Origin of the sequence: Leptolyngbya sp. FACHB-711, from assembly GCF_014695615.1 — a bacterium.
In the GTDB taxonomy this organism is placed as follows: Bacteria; Cyanobacteriota; Cyanobacteriia; order Elainellales; family Elainellaceae; genus Leptolyngbya_A.
In genome coordinates, this window is sequence record NZ_JACJOR010000190.1 from 1 (window position 1) to 15,720 (window position 15,720).

Genomic DNA, 15,720 nt, shown 5'->3' on the forward strand with positions numbered 1-15,720 from the left:
GGCGATTACCTCGAAGAGAAATTGCTTCACATCGCCACCCCACTCCTTGTAACTAGGTAACGTTAAGTATCAAGCCAAATTATGGGTAAACCCTCGATCGTTGTTCAGGACGTTTCTTTTCAGTGGCTCAAGGAAGCTCCCGTCCTGCAAGCCTGTTCGCTGGAAGTGCCGCAGGGCGAATTTTGGATGTTGCTGGGCACAAACGGCAGCGGCAAATCAACCTTGCTGAAACTCTTGACCGGGCTACTAAAGCCCCAGATTGGAACCGTTGAAGTGCAGCCTCCGGTTGGATTTGTCTTTCAAAATCCTGATCATCAGCTCGTGATGCCGACAGTGGGGGCAGATGTTGCCTTTGGTCTAGTTGAAGAAAAGCTGTCTTTTAGGCAAGTGCGGCAGCGGGTTGAGGAAGCATTGAACGCTGTGAATCTTTTGCCACTTCAGCGTCGCCCTATTTATGCTTTGAGCGGCGGACAGAAACAGCGGATTGCCATTGCAGGAGCGATCGCCCGCCATTGTGAAGTGCTGCTGCTCGATGAACCGACCGCTTTACTTGACCCTGATAGCCAGCTTGATCTGGTGCGGCAAGTTCAGGGATTGGTGCGGAGCCGAGGCATGACGGCACTCTGGGTAACGCACCGTTTAGATGAGCTTGACTATTGTGATGGCGCATTTTTATTAGAAGCAGGCAAAGTGGCGGATCAGGGCGATCCGACTCGGCTGAAACAAAGACTGATGCAGACTAGCATGAGGAGCTGAGCGCGGATTCTGAGGAAGATTTTAAGTAAGAAGCTTTTCAAGTATTCTTCTAGCCTTCGGTCAGACCCTTTCTACGGCAAGCACCCTTCGGCAAGCAATTCCCAAAAACGATTTGTAATGAATGATGAGAAGAAATCGAAGCGGGTCGTTCTCTTCCTGGTTTACAATTTGCAATCATGAATGACAATATATAAGAATATAAAATAGCTTCTACCCATTGCCCTCCAATGTAAATTATGCCTTCTTCCCCTCCCCAAGCCCTGCTCCTAGTTGACGGCTATAACGTAATCGGTGCTTGGTCAGACTTAAAGCAGACCCGCGATCGACATGGGTTAGAGGAAGCGCGGCGTGAGCTGTTGCATAGCCTGATGGACTACAGCTCCTATCACAGCTTTGATACTCATGTTGTGTTTGATGCTCAGTATCAAGACACACCGGGCAGTCGCGAGGTCATCACCAGCTATCTTTGTATCTGCTACACCGACTATCGCCAAACCGCAGACTCCTATATTGAGAAAACCTGTGCCTTGTTTCGCAATGACCCGCGTAAACTCAGTCAGAGGCTAATTGTGGCAACCTCCGATCGCGCTCAGCAGCTGACCGTGGTCGGCTATGGGGCAGAGTGGATGTCAGCGCAAAAGCTTCAGACAGAAGTTGAGCTAATGTTTGCCAGAGTTCGACGGCAGCATCGCACAACCCACAGGCAACAAAAGCAATCGACCAGTCGATTCTTAGCGAGTGGGCTTGATCCTGCCGCTCAGCAGCGTCTTGCCGACCTGAGATTTGGCAAAGATCGGAAAAAAAGCTAGTTTTCCTGGATGAAAGCTTTGCTTAGATGAATTTGTTTGAATAAGTTTGTCTGTAAATTTGTCTGAATCAAGCTGGGTTCTCGCTCTGATTTGGTTGCCTCCGCTGCATTCAGCAAAAAATTTTAGAAAAGTGGTTGCCAAATTCAGGCTTTTCTGGCTATTATTAGATTCGCGTGAGCATTCCTCAGTAGCTCAGTGGTAGAGCGGTCGGCTGTTAACCGATTGGTCGCTGGTTCGAATCCAGCCTGGGGAGTTAAGTCAATTCAATCAAAATAAATTTCGCTAGATCAGTTAAGTTTTGCTAGATCAGTGAGAGAAGGATGATAGGTTGTCAACTTAAAGTTAAAGCTGACGATTAAAGTTGACGATCGCCATCCATGAAATCAATCGACAAAAGACAGACAGGGATAGATTTGGGTACGCAACCTCAATCCCCCTGGCGCCATCATTGGTCACTCGATCCCAATATCACGTTTCTGAACCACGGTTCTTTTGGAGCCTGTCCGATCGCCGTTCTGGAACAGCAGCAAATTTTTCGACAGCAGCTTGAGGCAGAGCCATTGCGCTTTTTTGAGGATGCCTATGAGCCATTGCTGGATCGATCGCGTGAGCGGCTAGCCGAGTTCATCGGAACAACGCCACAAGAGCTGGTCTTCGTTCCCAATACCACCACAGGCGTGAACACAGTGCTGCGATCGCTGTCTTTGCGGGCGGGGGATGAGCTGCTGACGACGAATCATGAGTACAATGCCTGCCGCAATGCGCTGGATTTTATAGCGGAGCGATCTGGGGCAACGGTGGTGGTTGCAGAAGTTCCCTTTCCGTTAGCGTCTGCTGAGCAGGTAATCACCGCTGTTATGTCACAAGTTTCTGACAAAACTCGAATTGTGCTGCTGGATCACATTACCAGCCAGACCGGGCTGATTTTTCCAATTCAATCGATCGCACAGCAGCTTCGCGGTTCAGGGGTGGATGTTTTGGTCGATGGGGCACACGCCCCCGGAATGGTGGCACTCAACCTGAAGGAATTAGGGGTAACATACTACACAGGGAACTGTCATAAATGGTTATGTGCGCCGAAAGGAGCTGCTTTTCTCTATGTTTCCGAAGCAAAGCAGTCCTTGATTCGCCCGCTTGTGATCAGTCATGGTGCAAATTCAGTTCGGACCGATCGATCGCGCTTTCATTTGGAGTTTGATTGGACAGGCACAGACGACCCAACCGCCTATTGCTGTGTGGCAAGTGCAGTTGAGTTTATGGACTCCCTCTTACCAGGGGGCTGGAATGCCGTCATAGAGCGCAATCATCAAATGGCAATCAGGGCGCGTCAACTTCTTTGTCATGCCTTGAGTGTGTCGCCTCCCTGTCCCGACACCCTGGTTGGTTCAATGGCAGCGATTCCTTTACCTGGGAAATTGGCCTCAGGGGTACAGCATCAGTTGTTCGATCGCTTTCAGATTGAAGTGCCCTTGATTCCCTGGCAGCGTGTTTTCGGGCAGGGTAAAGCCGATTCTTTCGTGGGGGAACTGCAAAGCAACGCTCTGATTCGCATCTCAGCTCAGCTTTATAACAGTTTGGCGGACTACGATCGTCTCGCTGAAGCCTTGCTGACGCTGCTGGCAGAATCCGCATCGAGTCAACCCAAACCCGTTTAAGGGAGAAGTTTCAGGAAAAGTTTTCATGGTTGGGGCAGTCATCGCATTAAAGGAGCCCGCGTAGCGTGAAAGCGGCGTTTAATCATGGTCGGCAGCATCTCTGGCTTTTGCTGTTTCTAATAGCATTGGGGCTGGGTTTGCGTCTGATTCAGCTTGCTGCAAAGCCGCTCTGGACAGATGAGTTTTCTACGATCGTCTTTAGCCTGGGCAATCGTTTTTTGACCGTGCCGCTCGATCAGGTGATTACAGCCGATCAGCTTTTGCAGCCCCTGCGCCCGCAATCTAGAACCGGCGTGGATCAGGTCGTGCAATCGCTGCTGAGCGAGAGTAACCATCCGCCCCTGTATTTCATACTGAGCCACTTTTGGCTGAAGCTTTTTCCGACGAATCAGCTTGGAACGGTTTCCGCCTGGGCAGCTCGATCACTGTCGGTTTTGTTTGGCGTTGCTTCGATTCCGGCAAGTTATTGGCTAGGCCGGCTGGCGTTTCGATCGCGGATTGTGGGACAGGTAGCAGCCGGGCTGATGGCAGTTTCACCGTTTGCCGTTTATCTCGCTCAAGAAGCGCGGCACTATACGCTGCCAATTCTTTGGATTATTGCTTCCCTTTGCTGTTTGATTGTGGCTACCCGCACGATTCGCGATCGGATTGCGTTGCCCTACTGGGTGTGCTGGGTTTGGATTTTGATCAACGGGTTGGGCATTGCGAGCCATTACTTTTTTACCTTTACCCTGATTGCCGAAGCCGTCGTCATTGCCTGTCTGGGATTGGTGCAGAGCTGGCGAGAAGGAGGAATCTGGCATCCTTCAGTCCACTGGCAACGCATCTGGCTTGTGGCAGCCGGAACTGCGGGCACGGGAATCGTTTGGTTTCCGGTGCTGCTGAATATTCAGGATGGGGAGCTAACGCGCTGGATTTATCGAGGCGAGCGCAGTGGATTTGCCTGGTTAGAGCCGGTCGGTCAGGCAGTGGCAGGCTGGATTTCGATGATTTATCTGTTACCAATCCAGTCCCCTTCAGAGACGATCGCTGTCCTATCGGGAGCAGGGCTGTTGATGTTGACCCTGTGGACACTGCCCAAAGTCTTCTGGGGGCTAAACGTGCAGTGTGTCGATCGGGATACCCGACTTTCCGTTTGGGTGCTGGGCTGCTTTGTCATCAGTGCAATTTTACTGTTCTTTAGCATCACCTATCTTTTTGAGGCAGAGTTGACCGGCGCGTTTCGCTACAACTTTGTTTACTTTCCGGGGACGGTTGCCCTGATCGCGGCAGGTCTGGCGGCAGGGTGGAATGTTGTTCGTGAGATTGCCCAAACCCGTGCTGATCAAGTGTCGATCGCCCTACTCAAGCTGCTGCGCGTAAGTAGACGCAAAACCATTCTTTTAATCGGGCTTTTGAGTCTAGTCGGTGGACTGACCGTTGTTTTCAATTTGGGCTATCAAAAAGTTCATCGCCCGGATGTGGTTGCACAGGATATTCTGCGGCACTCCTCGCAGAGCACTTTGATTGCGATTCCCCACCGCACCCATGGGCAAACCGGGCGGTTGATGGGAGTTGCTCTGGCAGTTGAACAGGCTGGCTCCCAGGCGACTTCAGCAGGAAAAACGCTGCCGATCGATCTGCGGTTTCTTCTGGCGCACGATACTCCGCGCAGCACCAGCACAGTTGCAGAAACATTGGACAAAACTTTAAGCGAAGTCACAACACCGATCGATCTATGGCTAATTAATTTTCATGAGGTAGAGCCAGGGTTAGTCGATCGAGTGCTTAAAAAGCAGCGTTGTGCGGCAAAAACAGAGCCAGAATCAGTTGATGGATACCGTTATCGGATGTATCGCTGTCGCGGCAGGGTCAAGACATCGAAGCTAAAGTAGAGCCATCGGGAGACAGAAGCGGAAAAGTCAGGATAAAGGTAGAGCCAATGCCGAACTGAGATTCGAGGTGAATTTCGCCCTGGAACAGCTTCACCAATCGGGAAACAACTGCCAATCCCAACCCCGTACTTTCGCTGTCGCGGAGCTTCTGCAAATTGCTTTGTACATAGGGTTCAAAAATGCGCTGCTGCTCCTCTGAGGCAATGCCCAACCCGGTATCTGCAACTGTCAGGCTCCAACAGGGAGAATCCGCTTTCCCTTTTAGGAGATTGATCGCCTCCGCCCGACAAATGACATGAATTTCACCTTGCTCGGTGTAGCGAATGGCATTGCTCAGCAGATTAGTGACGATTTGCTGAAGCCGTAGAGAATCAGTCAAAATATGATTTAGAGCGGGATCACAGTCAAACTGGAGCTGTAAATTTCTAGCCGCCACCAGAGGTTGCACCATGTCCACCGTCGTCTGCACCAGCTCACAAATATTCACCGGACTGAGCTGAAGCTGCATTTGTCCTGCATCGTAGCGCGAGATTTCCAGCGAATCATTGATCAGGCGGAGCAACTGTCGTCCTGCCTGTAAAACACGATCGATACTCTCTAGATTAGGAACCGAGTCTCTGGTGCTACCGTCCTGTCGATGCTGCCGCAAAAACAGATCCGAGTAGCCAATAATCGAAGTGAGGGGCGTTCTTAGCTCATGGGCAAGCTCTGAAAGATTAGCTTTGCTGGCGCGAACGAGGCGGGTCAATTCCTGATTCGTCAACTTAAGCTGACTTTGAAGCTGCTCTAACTCATGCAGCCGACTCTCGGTATAGCTTTGAAAGCAGCGGGCGATCGCCTCATCAATCACCGTGTCAATTAACCTGACCGCACGCAGCAGTTCGGCAGCCGAAGCTTGAAGCAGCTCGGCTTCAATCACCTCAAAAATAATCGATCGCAGCAGGCGATATTCCCGCGCAATCTCACCCGGATCGAACCCCTGATCCGCCCGGACTATGCCATGTTCTAGCGTTGTTTCGATCAGGGTTTGCACGTCGCTGCGTTCTTCCTCAGACAAAATCGTTGCCAGCGCATTTAGCACTTTAGGCAAGCTATTTTGAATGGCTTTGTAGGTGAGTTCGCCAGTAGTTTGAATTTGCTCATCCTGACGCACCGCTTCGACCCACTGCTGAACAATGGTATCGGCTTGCTGGTGCATTAATTTACCGAAGTCAATCATGCCGAAAGGGGCGAGTTGAAGCGTTTGGGCGAGGCGCAGAGTGTCAGATATCGTTCAAATCCAACCCTGCAAACTCTCAGTAGGATATCAGTGTTGCGATCGCTCCGCATCTTAATTCAGACAGAGATGGATCGCCCTACGTCCTTCATTTCGTTATTTCTGGCAGTTGTTTTTGAGCAAGAGAAATTTAGACAAAAGCGATTTGGACAAAAGCGATTTAGACAAAAGAAAACCGGGGTACATTCCCGGTTCCAGAAACTATCGTACGACCCACAGCCTGAGCGATCGGCTCCAGACTCCGCGCCAGATTCACCATTTCCTCAAGCGAAAGTGCCTGACGCGCATCCGAAACAGACTGCTCCGGCTCCGGGTGGCACTCAACGATAATGCCATCTGCACCGCAAGCGATCGCCGCTTTTGCTAGATTGGGAACGAGTTCGCGCTTTCCGGCAGCATGACTAGGGTCAACGATCACGGGCAGGTGAGTGATTTGCTTCAATGCGACGACTGCACCCAGATCCAGCACGTTGCGAGTGTAGGTATCGAAACTGCGAATGCCGCGCTCGCAAAGGATGACGTTCGGGTTACCGTGGCTCATGATGTATTCGGCTGCCATGACGAATTCTTCGATCGTCGCTGCCAAACCGCGCTTCAGCAGAATCGGCTTGTTTGCCTGTCCCAGTGCCTTGAGCAAATCGAAATTTTGCATATTGCGGCTGCCAACCTGAAGCACATCGGCATAAGCTGCGATTTCTTCGATTTGGGAAATTGCCATCACTTCGGTAATCACAGGCAGTCCGTAGCGATCGCGCACCGATGCCAGAATCTTCAGCCCTTCGATGCCGAGTCCTTGGAAGTCATAGGGCGAAGTCCGGGGCTTGTACACCCCGCCGCGAATTGCCTGAATTGGACCCGTAGCGAGGCGACAGGCGACTGCTTCCATTTGTGCCGCGGTTTCGACGGCACAGGGTCCGCCGACAATCAGCAAATCAGAACCGCCAACGGTGACAGTTTCGCTTAAATGGACGATTGTTTGAGGCTGAGCGGAAGTTTTGAGGACAAGTTTTGCTTTCTGCATGGTGGAGTTTTGGGGATTGAGTGAGAGATGGGACTGAAGGAGCATTAAAAAACCCGGAGCCTTGAGGCTGTCCGGGTAGGGTTCGACTTTTGCATGACGACTTTACCCGGACGTGAGCCTGGTCCAAAAGTAAAAGCCAAAAAACCAAACAGTGTAGGGCATAGTCGTCATCGGTGCGAATCGAGTGTGATTAATCGAAGAAGCTAGATAAAACAAAAACCGCAGACTTTCAAGTTCTGCGGCTCATCGAGAGGTTCCCTAACTGAGTGGAATTACCCCCGGTGAGCCGTGGTAAAGCTAAACCAATAAAAGTAAGACTGATTTGCCAGACCCATAGGAAAAGAAGATCCTTTCTGCGAACTTGTGTTGCAAGCTTGCGCTGCGAACTTGTGTTAAGAATACTTTATTCTATTGCTAATCGTAACAAAGTTATCAAAACTTCGTCAAGTCAACTGCAGGAAAATATCGTTAAGATCTGACACGGTTGGATTCCCTTTGGTTAGAACTTGTCCGATCGCCTTATGATTAGCGGTGCAGTTCTTTTCCGGGAAGATTTCAGGGAATTTCTGGAGAATTCCGTCTAAAGAGGATGTTTGAAGCGTTGTATCTGCAACTCGATCCGCCCCCCTAACCCCTAATTCTAGGAAAACCGAGCCGATCGGTTTTAACGCTCAAAGTTTCCCACCTGTCAGGAATTTAGGGGACAATGCAGAACCTGGAACCCTTCTCAAATCTCCTTATAGATGCCGAACAAATGCGAATTGACCTGAATTGGCGATCTCCGACCCTCCCGATCATGTCGCTTATGATTGCAGCAGAATAACCAAAGCAAGCCATCTGAAGCAGAACCATCTGAAGCACAACAAAAGCAGAATGATTGAAGCAGACCATCTGAGTAAGATTTACGGCACGACTTCCGCGATCCAGGACATCACATTTTCCGTGGAGAAAGGCGAAATTCTGGGCTTCCTGGGACCAAACGGAGCCGGGAAAACCACGACGATGCGAATTTTGACAGGCTATTTGCCTGCGACCAGCGGCACAGCCCGAATTGCTGGCTTTGAGGTGCATGAAGACTCGATGGCAGTGCGTCAGCGCATTGGCTATCTGCCCGAAAATCCGCCGCTCTACCCGGATATGTCGGTGGAGGGCTATCTGAATTTTGTCGGTCGGCTTAAGGGGGTTTCGGCAGGCGATCGTCCCACGCGGGTAAAGCTAGCAATGAAGCGGTGCGGCTTGTTGGACAAGCGACAGGTTTTAATTCGCAAGCTGTCGAAGGGATTTCGTCAGAGAGTCGGCATTGCCCAGGCGATCGTGCATGATCCGCCCGCGATTATTCTAGATGAACCCACGGTTGGGCTTGATCCCCGTCAAATTATCGAAGTTCGCAATTTGATTAAGAGCCTGGCGGGAGAGCATACGATTATTCTCTCGACCCATATCCTGCCAGAAGTAAGTATGACTTGTAGCCGGGTGGCAATTATCAACCGGGGGCAGGTAGTCGCGATGAACACACCCGATCAGCTCATGGCACAGCTCACGGGCGGGGCGGGTTATGAGCTAGAGGTCGAAGGCGATCCACTTTTGATCCAGCAGCAGCTTCAGCAGTTGCCCCCGATTAATGCAGTTGAGGTCATTGCAGACGAGGCTTTACCGGGGACGCACCGCCGATATCGTCTGACATTAGACGCAGAACTCCAGGCTGGACATCATGTAGGACGCGATATTGCAGCGGCGATCGTCTCCGCAGGCTGGGGGCTACACGAAATGCGGCGAGTGCAGGTGAGTTTGGAAGAAGTGTTTTTGGAACTGACGACCGAAGAAACGATTTCAGAAGAAGCCCTCGGAGAAGCAGCAGCACAGAGCGAGTCTAATTCGGCAACGGGTACGGCGATATAAGGAGAAGCGGCAATGGGAATCGTATTAAGCAACATCATCGCAATCTATCGGCGGGAACTGCAAAGCTATTTTGCTTCTCCCTTTGCCTACATCATTGCAGGCGTGTTCTGGCTGCTGAGCGGCTTTTTCTTTGTGTCGATTTTGCTTAGCCCCGAAGGGTTAATTGCTCAAGTAGCAGTGCGCGATCAGGTAGGAATTACAGAACCGCCGATCGACGTTGCCTATCAGTTTCTCACGGTGTTTTTGGGGGTACTGGGCTCGCTGGCTCTGTTTGTGCTGCCGATTTTGTCGATGGGGCTCTACACCGAAGAGCGCAAGCGGGGCACGATCGAACTTCTAGCAACTTCTCCGGTAACAAACTGGGCGGTCGCGCTGGGCAAGCTGTTGGGCGTGGTCACGTTTTTTACAACGCTGGTGCTGCCGTTGCTAGTGTATCAAGCGATCGCCCTGAGTGCTGCTGACCCGCCTGTGTCGCCCACGGTGATGCTGCTGGGCCACTTTGCCCTGATTCTGATGGGGGCGGCGATTTTGTCGCTGGGGATGTTTATCTCTTCGCTGACGGACAGCACAATTCTGGCGGCAATTCTCACGTTCGGGCTGATTTTGCTCCTATGGGTCGTAGATCTGGTCGCTAACGCGATCGGTGGTCCAGTAGGTAATGCGCTGGGTCATCTGTCTCTGGTGAAAAACTACACGAACCTGACGCAGGGCATTGTAGACAGCAGTAGCTTGATTGTGTTTCTCAGCTACATTGTGCTGGGGCTATTTCTCACGGCACAGTCGATCGAGGCATTTCGATTCCAGCGTAGCTAGTTGGGGGATCGCAGTTTCCCTCCGGCTCATCCATACAAACAGGTTTATTTCTCTGTCTCTCCCTATTTCCTCAGATGTCCATGAAGCTGACAAAACGACTGAACTGGAAGCAACTGAACTGGAACCATCTCAAGTGGCTATTTTGGCTTGGTCCTGTGCTGATGATTGTGGGTGCGACCGCAGGAATCGTAGCGGGAAACTGGGCGGGCATTCCATCTGGACTAATGATCGCTGGATTTGTTCTCCTCGGACTGTGGCTAGTATTTCTGATTTATCAGCAGCCAAATTTTTGGGGTAGGCGATCGACTCAAATTGGCACCAATGCGCTGCTGTCTGCCCTTGCCGTTTTAGCCATTTTGGGCATGGTGAACTTTCTAGCAGTGCGGTTTAACAGCCGGGTTGACCTGACGGAAAACCAGATTTTTACCCTTGCTCCTCAGTCGCAGGAGATCGCGCAGCAGCTTCAACAGCCCGTTAAAGCCACGATTTTTTCGCCCACACCCAATCCGATCGATCAGCAGTTGCTCGATAACTATCGGCGAATCAACTCTAATTTCAGCTATCAGTACATCGACCCCCAGCGCGAACCGGGACTGGCGCGAGAATACAAAGTGCAGACGATCGGCGATGTATTTGTTGAATCGGGAACGAACCGCCGACCTGTGCAGACCGTGACTCCAGAGCAAAAACTTTCAGAACGACGGCTGACCAACGGCATTGCCCAAATCACCAACAGCCAGCCGCAAAAGGTTTACTTCTTGCAGGGACACGGTGAACGCAAGCTAGAAGCAGGACAGGGCGGCTTTTTGCAGGCATCCCAGCGGCTTACTGAAGAAGCCTATGAAGGCGCGCCGCTCAACCTGGCAGAAAACCCGCAGGTTCCGGCAGATGCTGCTGTGCTGGTAATTGCCAGTCCCCAGCGTCCCTTGATCGAATCAGAAGTCAAAGCCCTCAGGGAGTATCTGAAGCGCAAGAGCGGCTTAATGCTGCTGATCGATCCGCAAACCGACCCCAAGCTCAATCCGCTGCTGGAGGAGTGGGGACTTCAGATGAGCGATCGCATTGTCATTGACCCCGCCGGAGAAGCTTCTGGCTTGGGTCCGGGCGTGACGATTATTAATCAATATGGCGATCATCCGATCACACGCAGCTTTGGCAACGGCATTTCCTTTTATCCTCTAGCGCGTCCGGTGCAGCAGCGGCAGGTCGAGGGCATCGAAGCCACGGGTCTTCTGATTACCAGCGATCGCACCACCGCCCAGCGCGTTGCCGAAAATGGTGAACTTCAGTTCGATGCAGCGACCGATCCAAAGGGTCCATTTGCGATCGGCTATGCCCTGAGCCGGGGGGTACAGGCAGAAGCTCCAAGCCCTGCTCCGAGTCCCAGTCCCAGCCCCAGTGCCAGTCCTAGTGCCAGTCCCAGTGCCAGTCCCAGTGCCAGCCCCAGTGCCAGTCCTAGCCCGGAAGCCAGTGCCAGTTCCAGTTCGAGTCCTAGCCCGGAAGCCAGCCCTAGTCCAGCAGCCAGTCCCAGCCCCAATCCAGCAGCCAGCGAAAATAAGGGACAATCTCGCCTGGTGGTGATTGGCAACTCTGGCTTCGCAACAGACGGCGTATTTGCCCAGCAGCTTAACAGCGATGTGTTTTTGAACTCGCTGGGCTGGCTGAGTCAGCAAGACGATCAGGTGTTGGCGATTCGTCCGCGAGAAGTGAAAAATCGCCGGATTGTGATGTCTCCTCAACAGCAGATGTCTGCCGCCGGAACTGCGCTTGCGCTGCTGCCTGCGATCGCTTTTGCTGCTGCCGGACTGGTGTGGTGGAAGCGGCGATAACTGTTCTCTAAGATCCGATTCCTTGAACTTGCAGAAGCAATGAAGATCAAACCCTCTACTTTTCTGCTGCTGCTCACTGCTTTACTGCTGGGTGGCGTAACGCTGGTGGCGGTACAAAATCAGCCTCAAAATCAATCACAGGGTCAGCAGGCTTCCCAGAGCGAACCTAGCGATCTCTTTGCCTTCACCGAAAAGCAGGTTAAAACGCTGTCGCTCACGACGCCCCTTCGGTCGCTTAAGTTTGAGCGTGACGCTGAGGGAATCTGGCAAATGCAGCAACCTGAACAAACCCCTGCCAGTGCCGCCTCGATCGCCTTTCTGCTGGATCTAATGACATCGGGCACGAGCGATCGGACGTTTACAGTTCCGGCAGCACAGCGAGAACAGTATGGATTTCATCAGCCGTTTGCAGCGATCGAAGTCACGCTCGACAACCAGGAAACCCATCGCCTGATTGTAGGGGAATATGACTTTAACCGCAGTTTTCTCTACGCGCTAGCTGATCCATCCACCGACGCCAATGCCGATCTAAAAGTAAGCCTGGTTTCTCCCAGCTTTGAGAATGCAGTCAATCGTCCTTTAGCAGAATGGAAACAAACAGCAGCGGAAAAGCAGGCTGCACCCGCAGCGTCTCCCAGCCCATCTCCCGGTGCATCTTCTCCGAGTCCTGAAGCATCTCCAAAGCCGTCACCTGATCCATCCCCTGATGCATCACCGAGTTCGGCAAGTTCTCCGAGTCCTGAAGCGTCTCCTGCAAGTCCAGCCGCTCCGAGTCCTTCTCCAAACTCTTCTCCGTCTTCTCCATAGTTTGTCTTGAATTTCTTCTGACGCACAGCAGGCGATCGACCAGGTAGATGGTCAGGTTCAACTCCCTACCCTACTGCATCTCTCGATTGCCCAACTAAACGCATCGCCAGAGAAACGATCGCTATGTTTACAGACAATCATCAACTTACAGATAATCATCAATAGTCTGTAAACCCTATTGCTTGATTAAAATTCACTAAATTTATGCAAAAGTGACTTTCAGAAAATTTTTGGGTGATTCGTTAACCCCAATCGAAGGCAAAATATACTGATATACCAACAATAATAGATAGACAAAATTGATTTTTTTGTGATGACTCTAATAAATAAATTCAAGTCAAGGTATCAATAAATTACCAATTATTAATGTGGCAGCAGAAACTATACATATTCTATTGATAATTCATTGATGATTTATTGATGATCGATCGCCGAATAAAATTGCAGTCACCGTTTCCTCAGACAGTCCTCTTAGTGGGTTATCAAAGAGCTTGCACGTCTTCCCTCTGGCAGTGTTTTTCGTCGCATAAACTCTGAACAATAAGGGAAGCAATTACCCCACAAGGGAAACTGCGAAGCATCTGAGAAGCAAGCCATCGAGGACGATGAAAAGGGAGGAGGATAATGCTGCGTAGACTGATTCTCTGGTTGATTGAGCTAGGTTTTATTGCCTATGTGTTTTTGTTTGCGCCGCCGCTGCGGGTCAATTTGTTAGAACCTGTGCAAACGCTTCTCAAGGGACAGATACCTGCGATCAATCCGGTGACGATTTCGCTGTTTAGCATGATTGGCATTTGGCTATTGATTTATAGCTGTCTGATCTTCTCAGACGGTAGAATGCAAAAATTACCCGCCTGGGCATTTATGCTGGGTTCAGTTGGAACTGGATTTCTATCCCTGGTTCCCTATCTGGCACTGCGCGAACCCAATCAGCAGTTTTCCGGTGAAAAGGATGCCTGGTTAAAGTGGCTCGATTCTCCAATCACAGGGCTGATTTTGACGGGCAGTACGCTGTTTTTGCTGGGATTTGCCCTGTTCTTTGGCGATTGGGGAGCGTTTGTTCAAGTTTTTCAGAGCGATCGCTTTATCCACGCAATGACGCTGGCATTTGGCATTCTCTGTTTGCTGTTTCCCTATCCCACGTTGCTGACCGATGATATGGCGCGACGGGGGCTACGTAATGACTCACAGCTTTATGGGCTGGTTGCGTTCATTCCCCTGTTTGGACCGCTGCTGTATCTTTGCATTCGTCCACCGCTGCTGATGTTTCGCGCCAAATCTCCTGAATATTCTGGCTCAGGATTGAATCGGTGAGACAAGCTCTAAGCTGTTCACAATCTCGGTGAATGCTCGTCGATTGGGTTCATCCACTTCTGGATTGCCGATCGTCGCCAGACTGATGACAATTACTGCTTCCCCGCTGGGATGAGCAACCACTACGTTTTCATGTTCATATAAGCCAGTAGAACGAAAGCTCAGCCCGTTTTGACCAGCGATCGATCGCGCCTGAAAGTCTTTTGGCTGCGAGAAGCGGCTGGAGTGACCTTCAACCCAGGCTTGTAAATCCAGGTTATCGGGATTGCGATCGACGACGACTTGGACACTGGACGGATATTCGGTTCCGCCTTCATACTTTCCGGCCACGATGTCGTCATACACTTTCTGCTGCCAGAGTTCTAGCAGCACGAGTCCATCAGAAGCATTATCGACCGGATCGGCAATCGCAAAATCTGCGGGATAGACAAAGCCGAACCCTGCTTGCGGAAACGCATACCGCTTCGACGCAGATGGACTGGAAGTGGACGAGGTCGTATCGGTTTGGATTGGTGTTTCTGAAGGAGTAGCGGGAGCCGGGAGGGGGCGAGGCGCAGATTGACAGCTCACCAGCAGTAAGGTGATTCCACTTAGTCCCCATAGCATGAGGCGTTTGGGTCTAGTGAGGAAAGCGAATGGGCTGAAATGGTGGGATTGAGTTTGGCGATCGAAGGGAGTCAGCATGGATGGGTCGCAAATGAATTGAGGTGAAAAAAGGTTGTTTGAGGAGTCTTGGAGTCTCTACATTGCCTCCTGAATCCCCCATCTGTAAATTGCTGCTTTGAAAGAGCAAGGGGGGACTTTAAGTTGAGACGTAGAGCTGATTACTGCTGTGATGACTCCTGCAAAGGGGTTGATTCCTTATTTTCTAGCAATGTTCCAGCACTAGGTTCTCTCGTTACATTTTTGCGAACCATCAATTCGGGAGCCGCAGCCCATTACCATGCTCGACGGGCACAAGGGCAACAAGATTAGTCATTCCGGTGAGAAAGTTCGATAGGTGCTAGATCGATCGCACGTATCCTACAAATCCTTCAGGGTTTCATTCAGCAAAACTTAATTCGTTCAGCAGATTCGCCGCTGGAGCAATCCTTCTAAGCTGACGTAGATCGAAGAATTAGAAACCAAAATTTCAGGAGGAAGGCGATCGTGGCAGATCTGGTGCTGGTGGTGGGTGCAACCGGAGGCGTGGGACAGTTAGCGGTGGCAAAGCTGCTGGAAAAAGAAATTCCGGTTCGGGTTTTGACGCGCAGTGCAGAGAAAGCAGAAAAACTGTTTGGCGATCGAGTAGAAGCGGCAATCGGGGATATTCGTCAGCCTGAAACCTTGCCGTCTGCCATGCTGGGCATTACCCATCTGATTTGCGCCACTGGAACAACCGCGTTTCCTTCGGCTCGTTGGCAGTTTGACCTCCCCGAAGCGAAAGGGCTGCAAACGCTCCAGCAGTGGAGCAAGATTCTCCTGGACAAAGGCTACCGGGATGCTCACGCCAAAAATAGTCCCCAAATTGTCGATGCGGACGGCGTGCGCCATGTGGTTGAGGCAGCTCCAAGTTATCTTCAGCGATTTGTCTTTGTTTCTTCCTGCGGCGTGGAACACAAAACCCAGTTTCCCTATACGGTACTCAACGCCTTTGGTGTCCTGGATGCAAAACAGCAGGGCGAAGC

The 15,720-nt window shown here is 51.2% G+C and carries 13 protein-coding genes and 1 tRNA gene; 11 read left to right on the top strand and 3 right to left on the bottom strand.

Annotation, left to right across the window (positions count from 1 at the left end; all coding sequences use genetic code 11):
• The first annotated feature begins 81 nt into the window (after positions 1–81).
• The 5 genes from H6F80_RS06920 to H6F80_RS06940 all read left to right on the top strand — a co-directional run bounded on the left by H6F80_RS06920 (position 82) and on the right by H6F80_RS06940 (position 5,094).
• Positions 82–756 (top strand): energy-coupling factor ABC transporter ATP-binding protein, encoded by a 675-nt coding sequence (locus H6F80_RS06920; RefSeq protein ID WP_190790856.1) that lies wholly within the window; start codon positions 82–84, stop codon positions 754–756.
• Between the two features lie 236 nt (positions 757–992).
• Positions 993–1,565: an NYN domain-containing protein gene (locus tag H6F80_RS06925; protein WP_190790857.1), complete on the top strand. Its 573-nt coding sequence runs from the start codon at positions 993–995 to the stop codon at positions 1,563–1,565.
• A 181-nt stretch (positions 1,566–1,746) separates the two neighbouring features.
• Positions 1,747–1,818 (top strand) — tRNA-Asn (locus H6F80_RS06930).
• 160 nt (positions 1,819–1,978) lie between these two features.
• Positions 1,979–3,220 (top strand): aminotransferase class V-fold PLP-dependent enzyme, encoded by a 1,242-nt coding sequence (locus H6F80_RS06935; RefSeq protein WP_242067206.1) that lies wholly within the window; start codon positions 1,979–1,981, stop codon positions 3,218–3,220.
• A 65-nt stretch (positions 3,221–3,285) separates the two neighbouring features.
• Positions 3,286–5,094, top strand: a complete 1,809-nt coding sequence (locus tag H6F80_RS06940; RefSeq protein ID WP_190790859.1) for a glycosyltransferase family 39 protein — start codon at positions 3,286–3,288, stop codon at positions 5,092–5,094.
• Here the strand turns inward: H6F80_RS06940 and H6F80_RS06945 are convergent.
• Entirely contained in the window at positions 5,072–6,313 is a 1,242-nt protein-coding gene (locus H6F80_RS06945; RefSeq protein ID WP_190790860.1) for a sensor histidine kinase, read from the bottom strand. The two genes, H6F80_RS06940 and H6F80_RS06945, sit on opposite strands and share 23 nt — an antisense overlap.
• 217 nt (positions 6,314–6,530) lie before the next feature.
• On the bottom strand, positions 6,531–7,436 hold the full coding sequence (locus H6F80_RS06950) for a bifunctional 3-deoxy-7-phosphoheptulonate synthase/chorismate mutase (protein WP_190790861.1): 906 nt from the start codon (positions 7,434–7,436) through the stop codon (positions 6,531–6,533).
• An 828-nt stretch (positions 7,437–8,264) separates the two neighbouring features.
• Between H6F80_RS06950 and H6F80_RS06955 the strand changes: the two genes are divergently transcribed.
• From H6F80_RS06955 to H6F80_RS06975, 5 genes are all read left to right on the top strand, one after another.
• The gene (locus H6F80_RS06955) at positions 8,265–9,290 is read left to right on the top strand and encodes an ABC transporter ATP-binding protein (RefSeq protein ID WP_190790862.1); all 1,026 of its coding nucleotides are present in this window, start codon (positions 8,265–8,267) and stop codon (positions 9,288–9,290) included.
• Between the two features lie 12 nt (positions 9,291–9,302).
• Positions 9,303–10,103 carry an ABC transporter permease gene (locus H6F80_RS06960; protein WP_190790863.1) on the top strand — a complete coding sequence of 267 codons (801 nt, stop codon included), beginning with the start codon at positions 9,303–9,305 and terminating at the stop codon, positions 10,101–10,103.
• Between the two features lie 80 nt (positions 10,104–10,183).
• Positions 10,184–11,932, top strand: a complete 1,749-nt coding sequence (locus H6F80_RS06965; protein ID WP_190790864.1) for a GldG family protein — start codon at positions 10,184–10,186, stop codon at positions 11,930–11,932.
• A gap of 39 nt (positions 11,933–11,971) precedes the next feature.
• A complete protein-coding gene (locus H6F80_RS06970; RefSeq protein ID WP_199296421.1) occupies positions 11,972–12,739 on the top strand; it encodes a DUF4340 domain-containing protein in 768 nt (255 codons plus the stop codon).
• A gap of 624 nt (positions 12,740–13,363) precedes the next feature.
• Positions 13,364–14,053 carry a hypothetical protein gene (locus H6F80_RS06975; RefSeq protein ID WP_190790865.1) on the top strand — a complete coding sequence of 230 codons (690 nt, stop codon included), beginning with the start codon at positions 13,364–13,366 and terminating at the stop codon, positions 14,051–14,053.
• Here the strand turns inward: H6F80_RS06975 and H6F80_RS06980 are convergent.
• On the bottom strand, positions 14,036–14,737 hold the full coding sequence (locus tag H6F80_RS06980) for a hypothetical protein (RefSeq protein WP_190790866.1): 702 nt from the start codon (positions 14,735–14,737) through the stop codon (positions 14,036–14,038). The genes H6F80_RS06975 and H6F80_RS06980 overlap by 18 nt on opposite strands.
• 465 nt (positions 14,738–15,202) lie before the next feature.
• Between H6F80_RS06980 and H6F80_RS06985 the strand changes: the two genes are divergently transcribed.
• Positions 15,203–15,720, top strand: a 518-nt coding sequence (locus tag H6F80_RS06985; protein WP_190790867.1) for an NAD(P)H-binding protein, incomplete at its 3' end; no start/stop codon positions are given.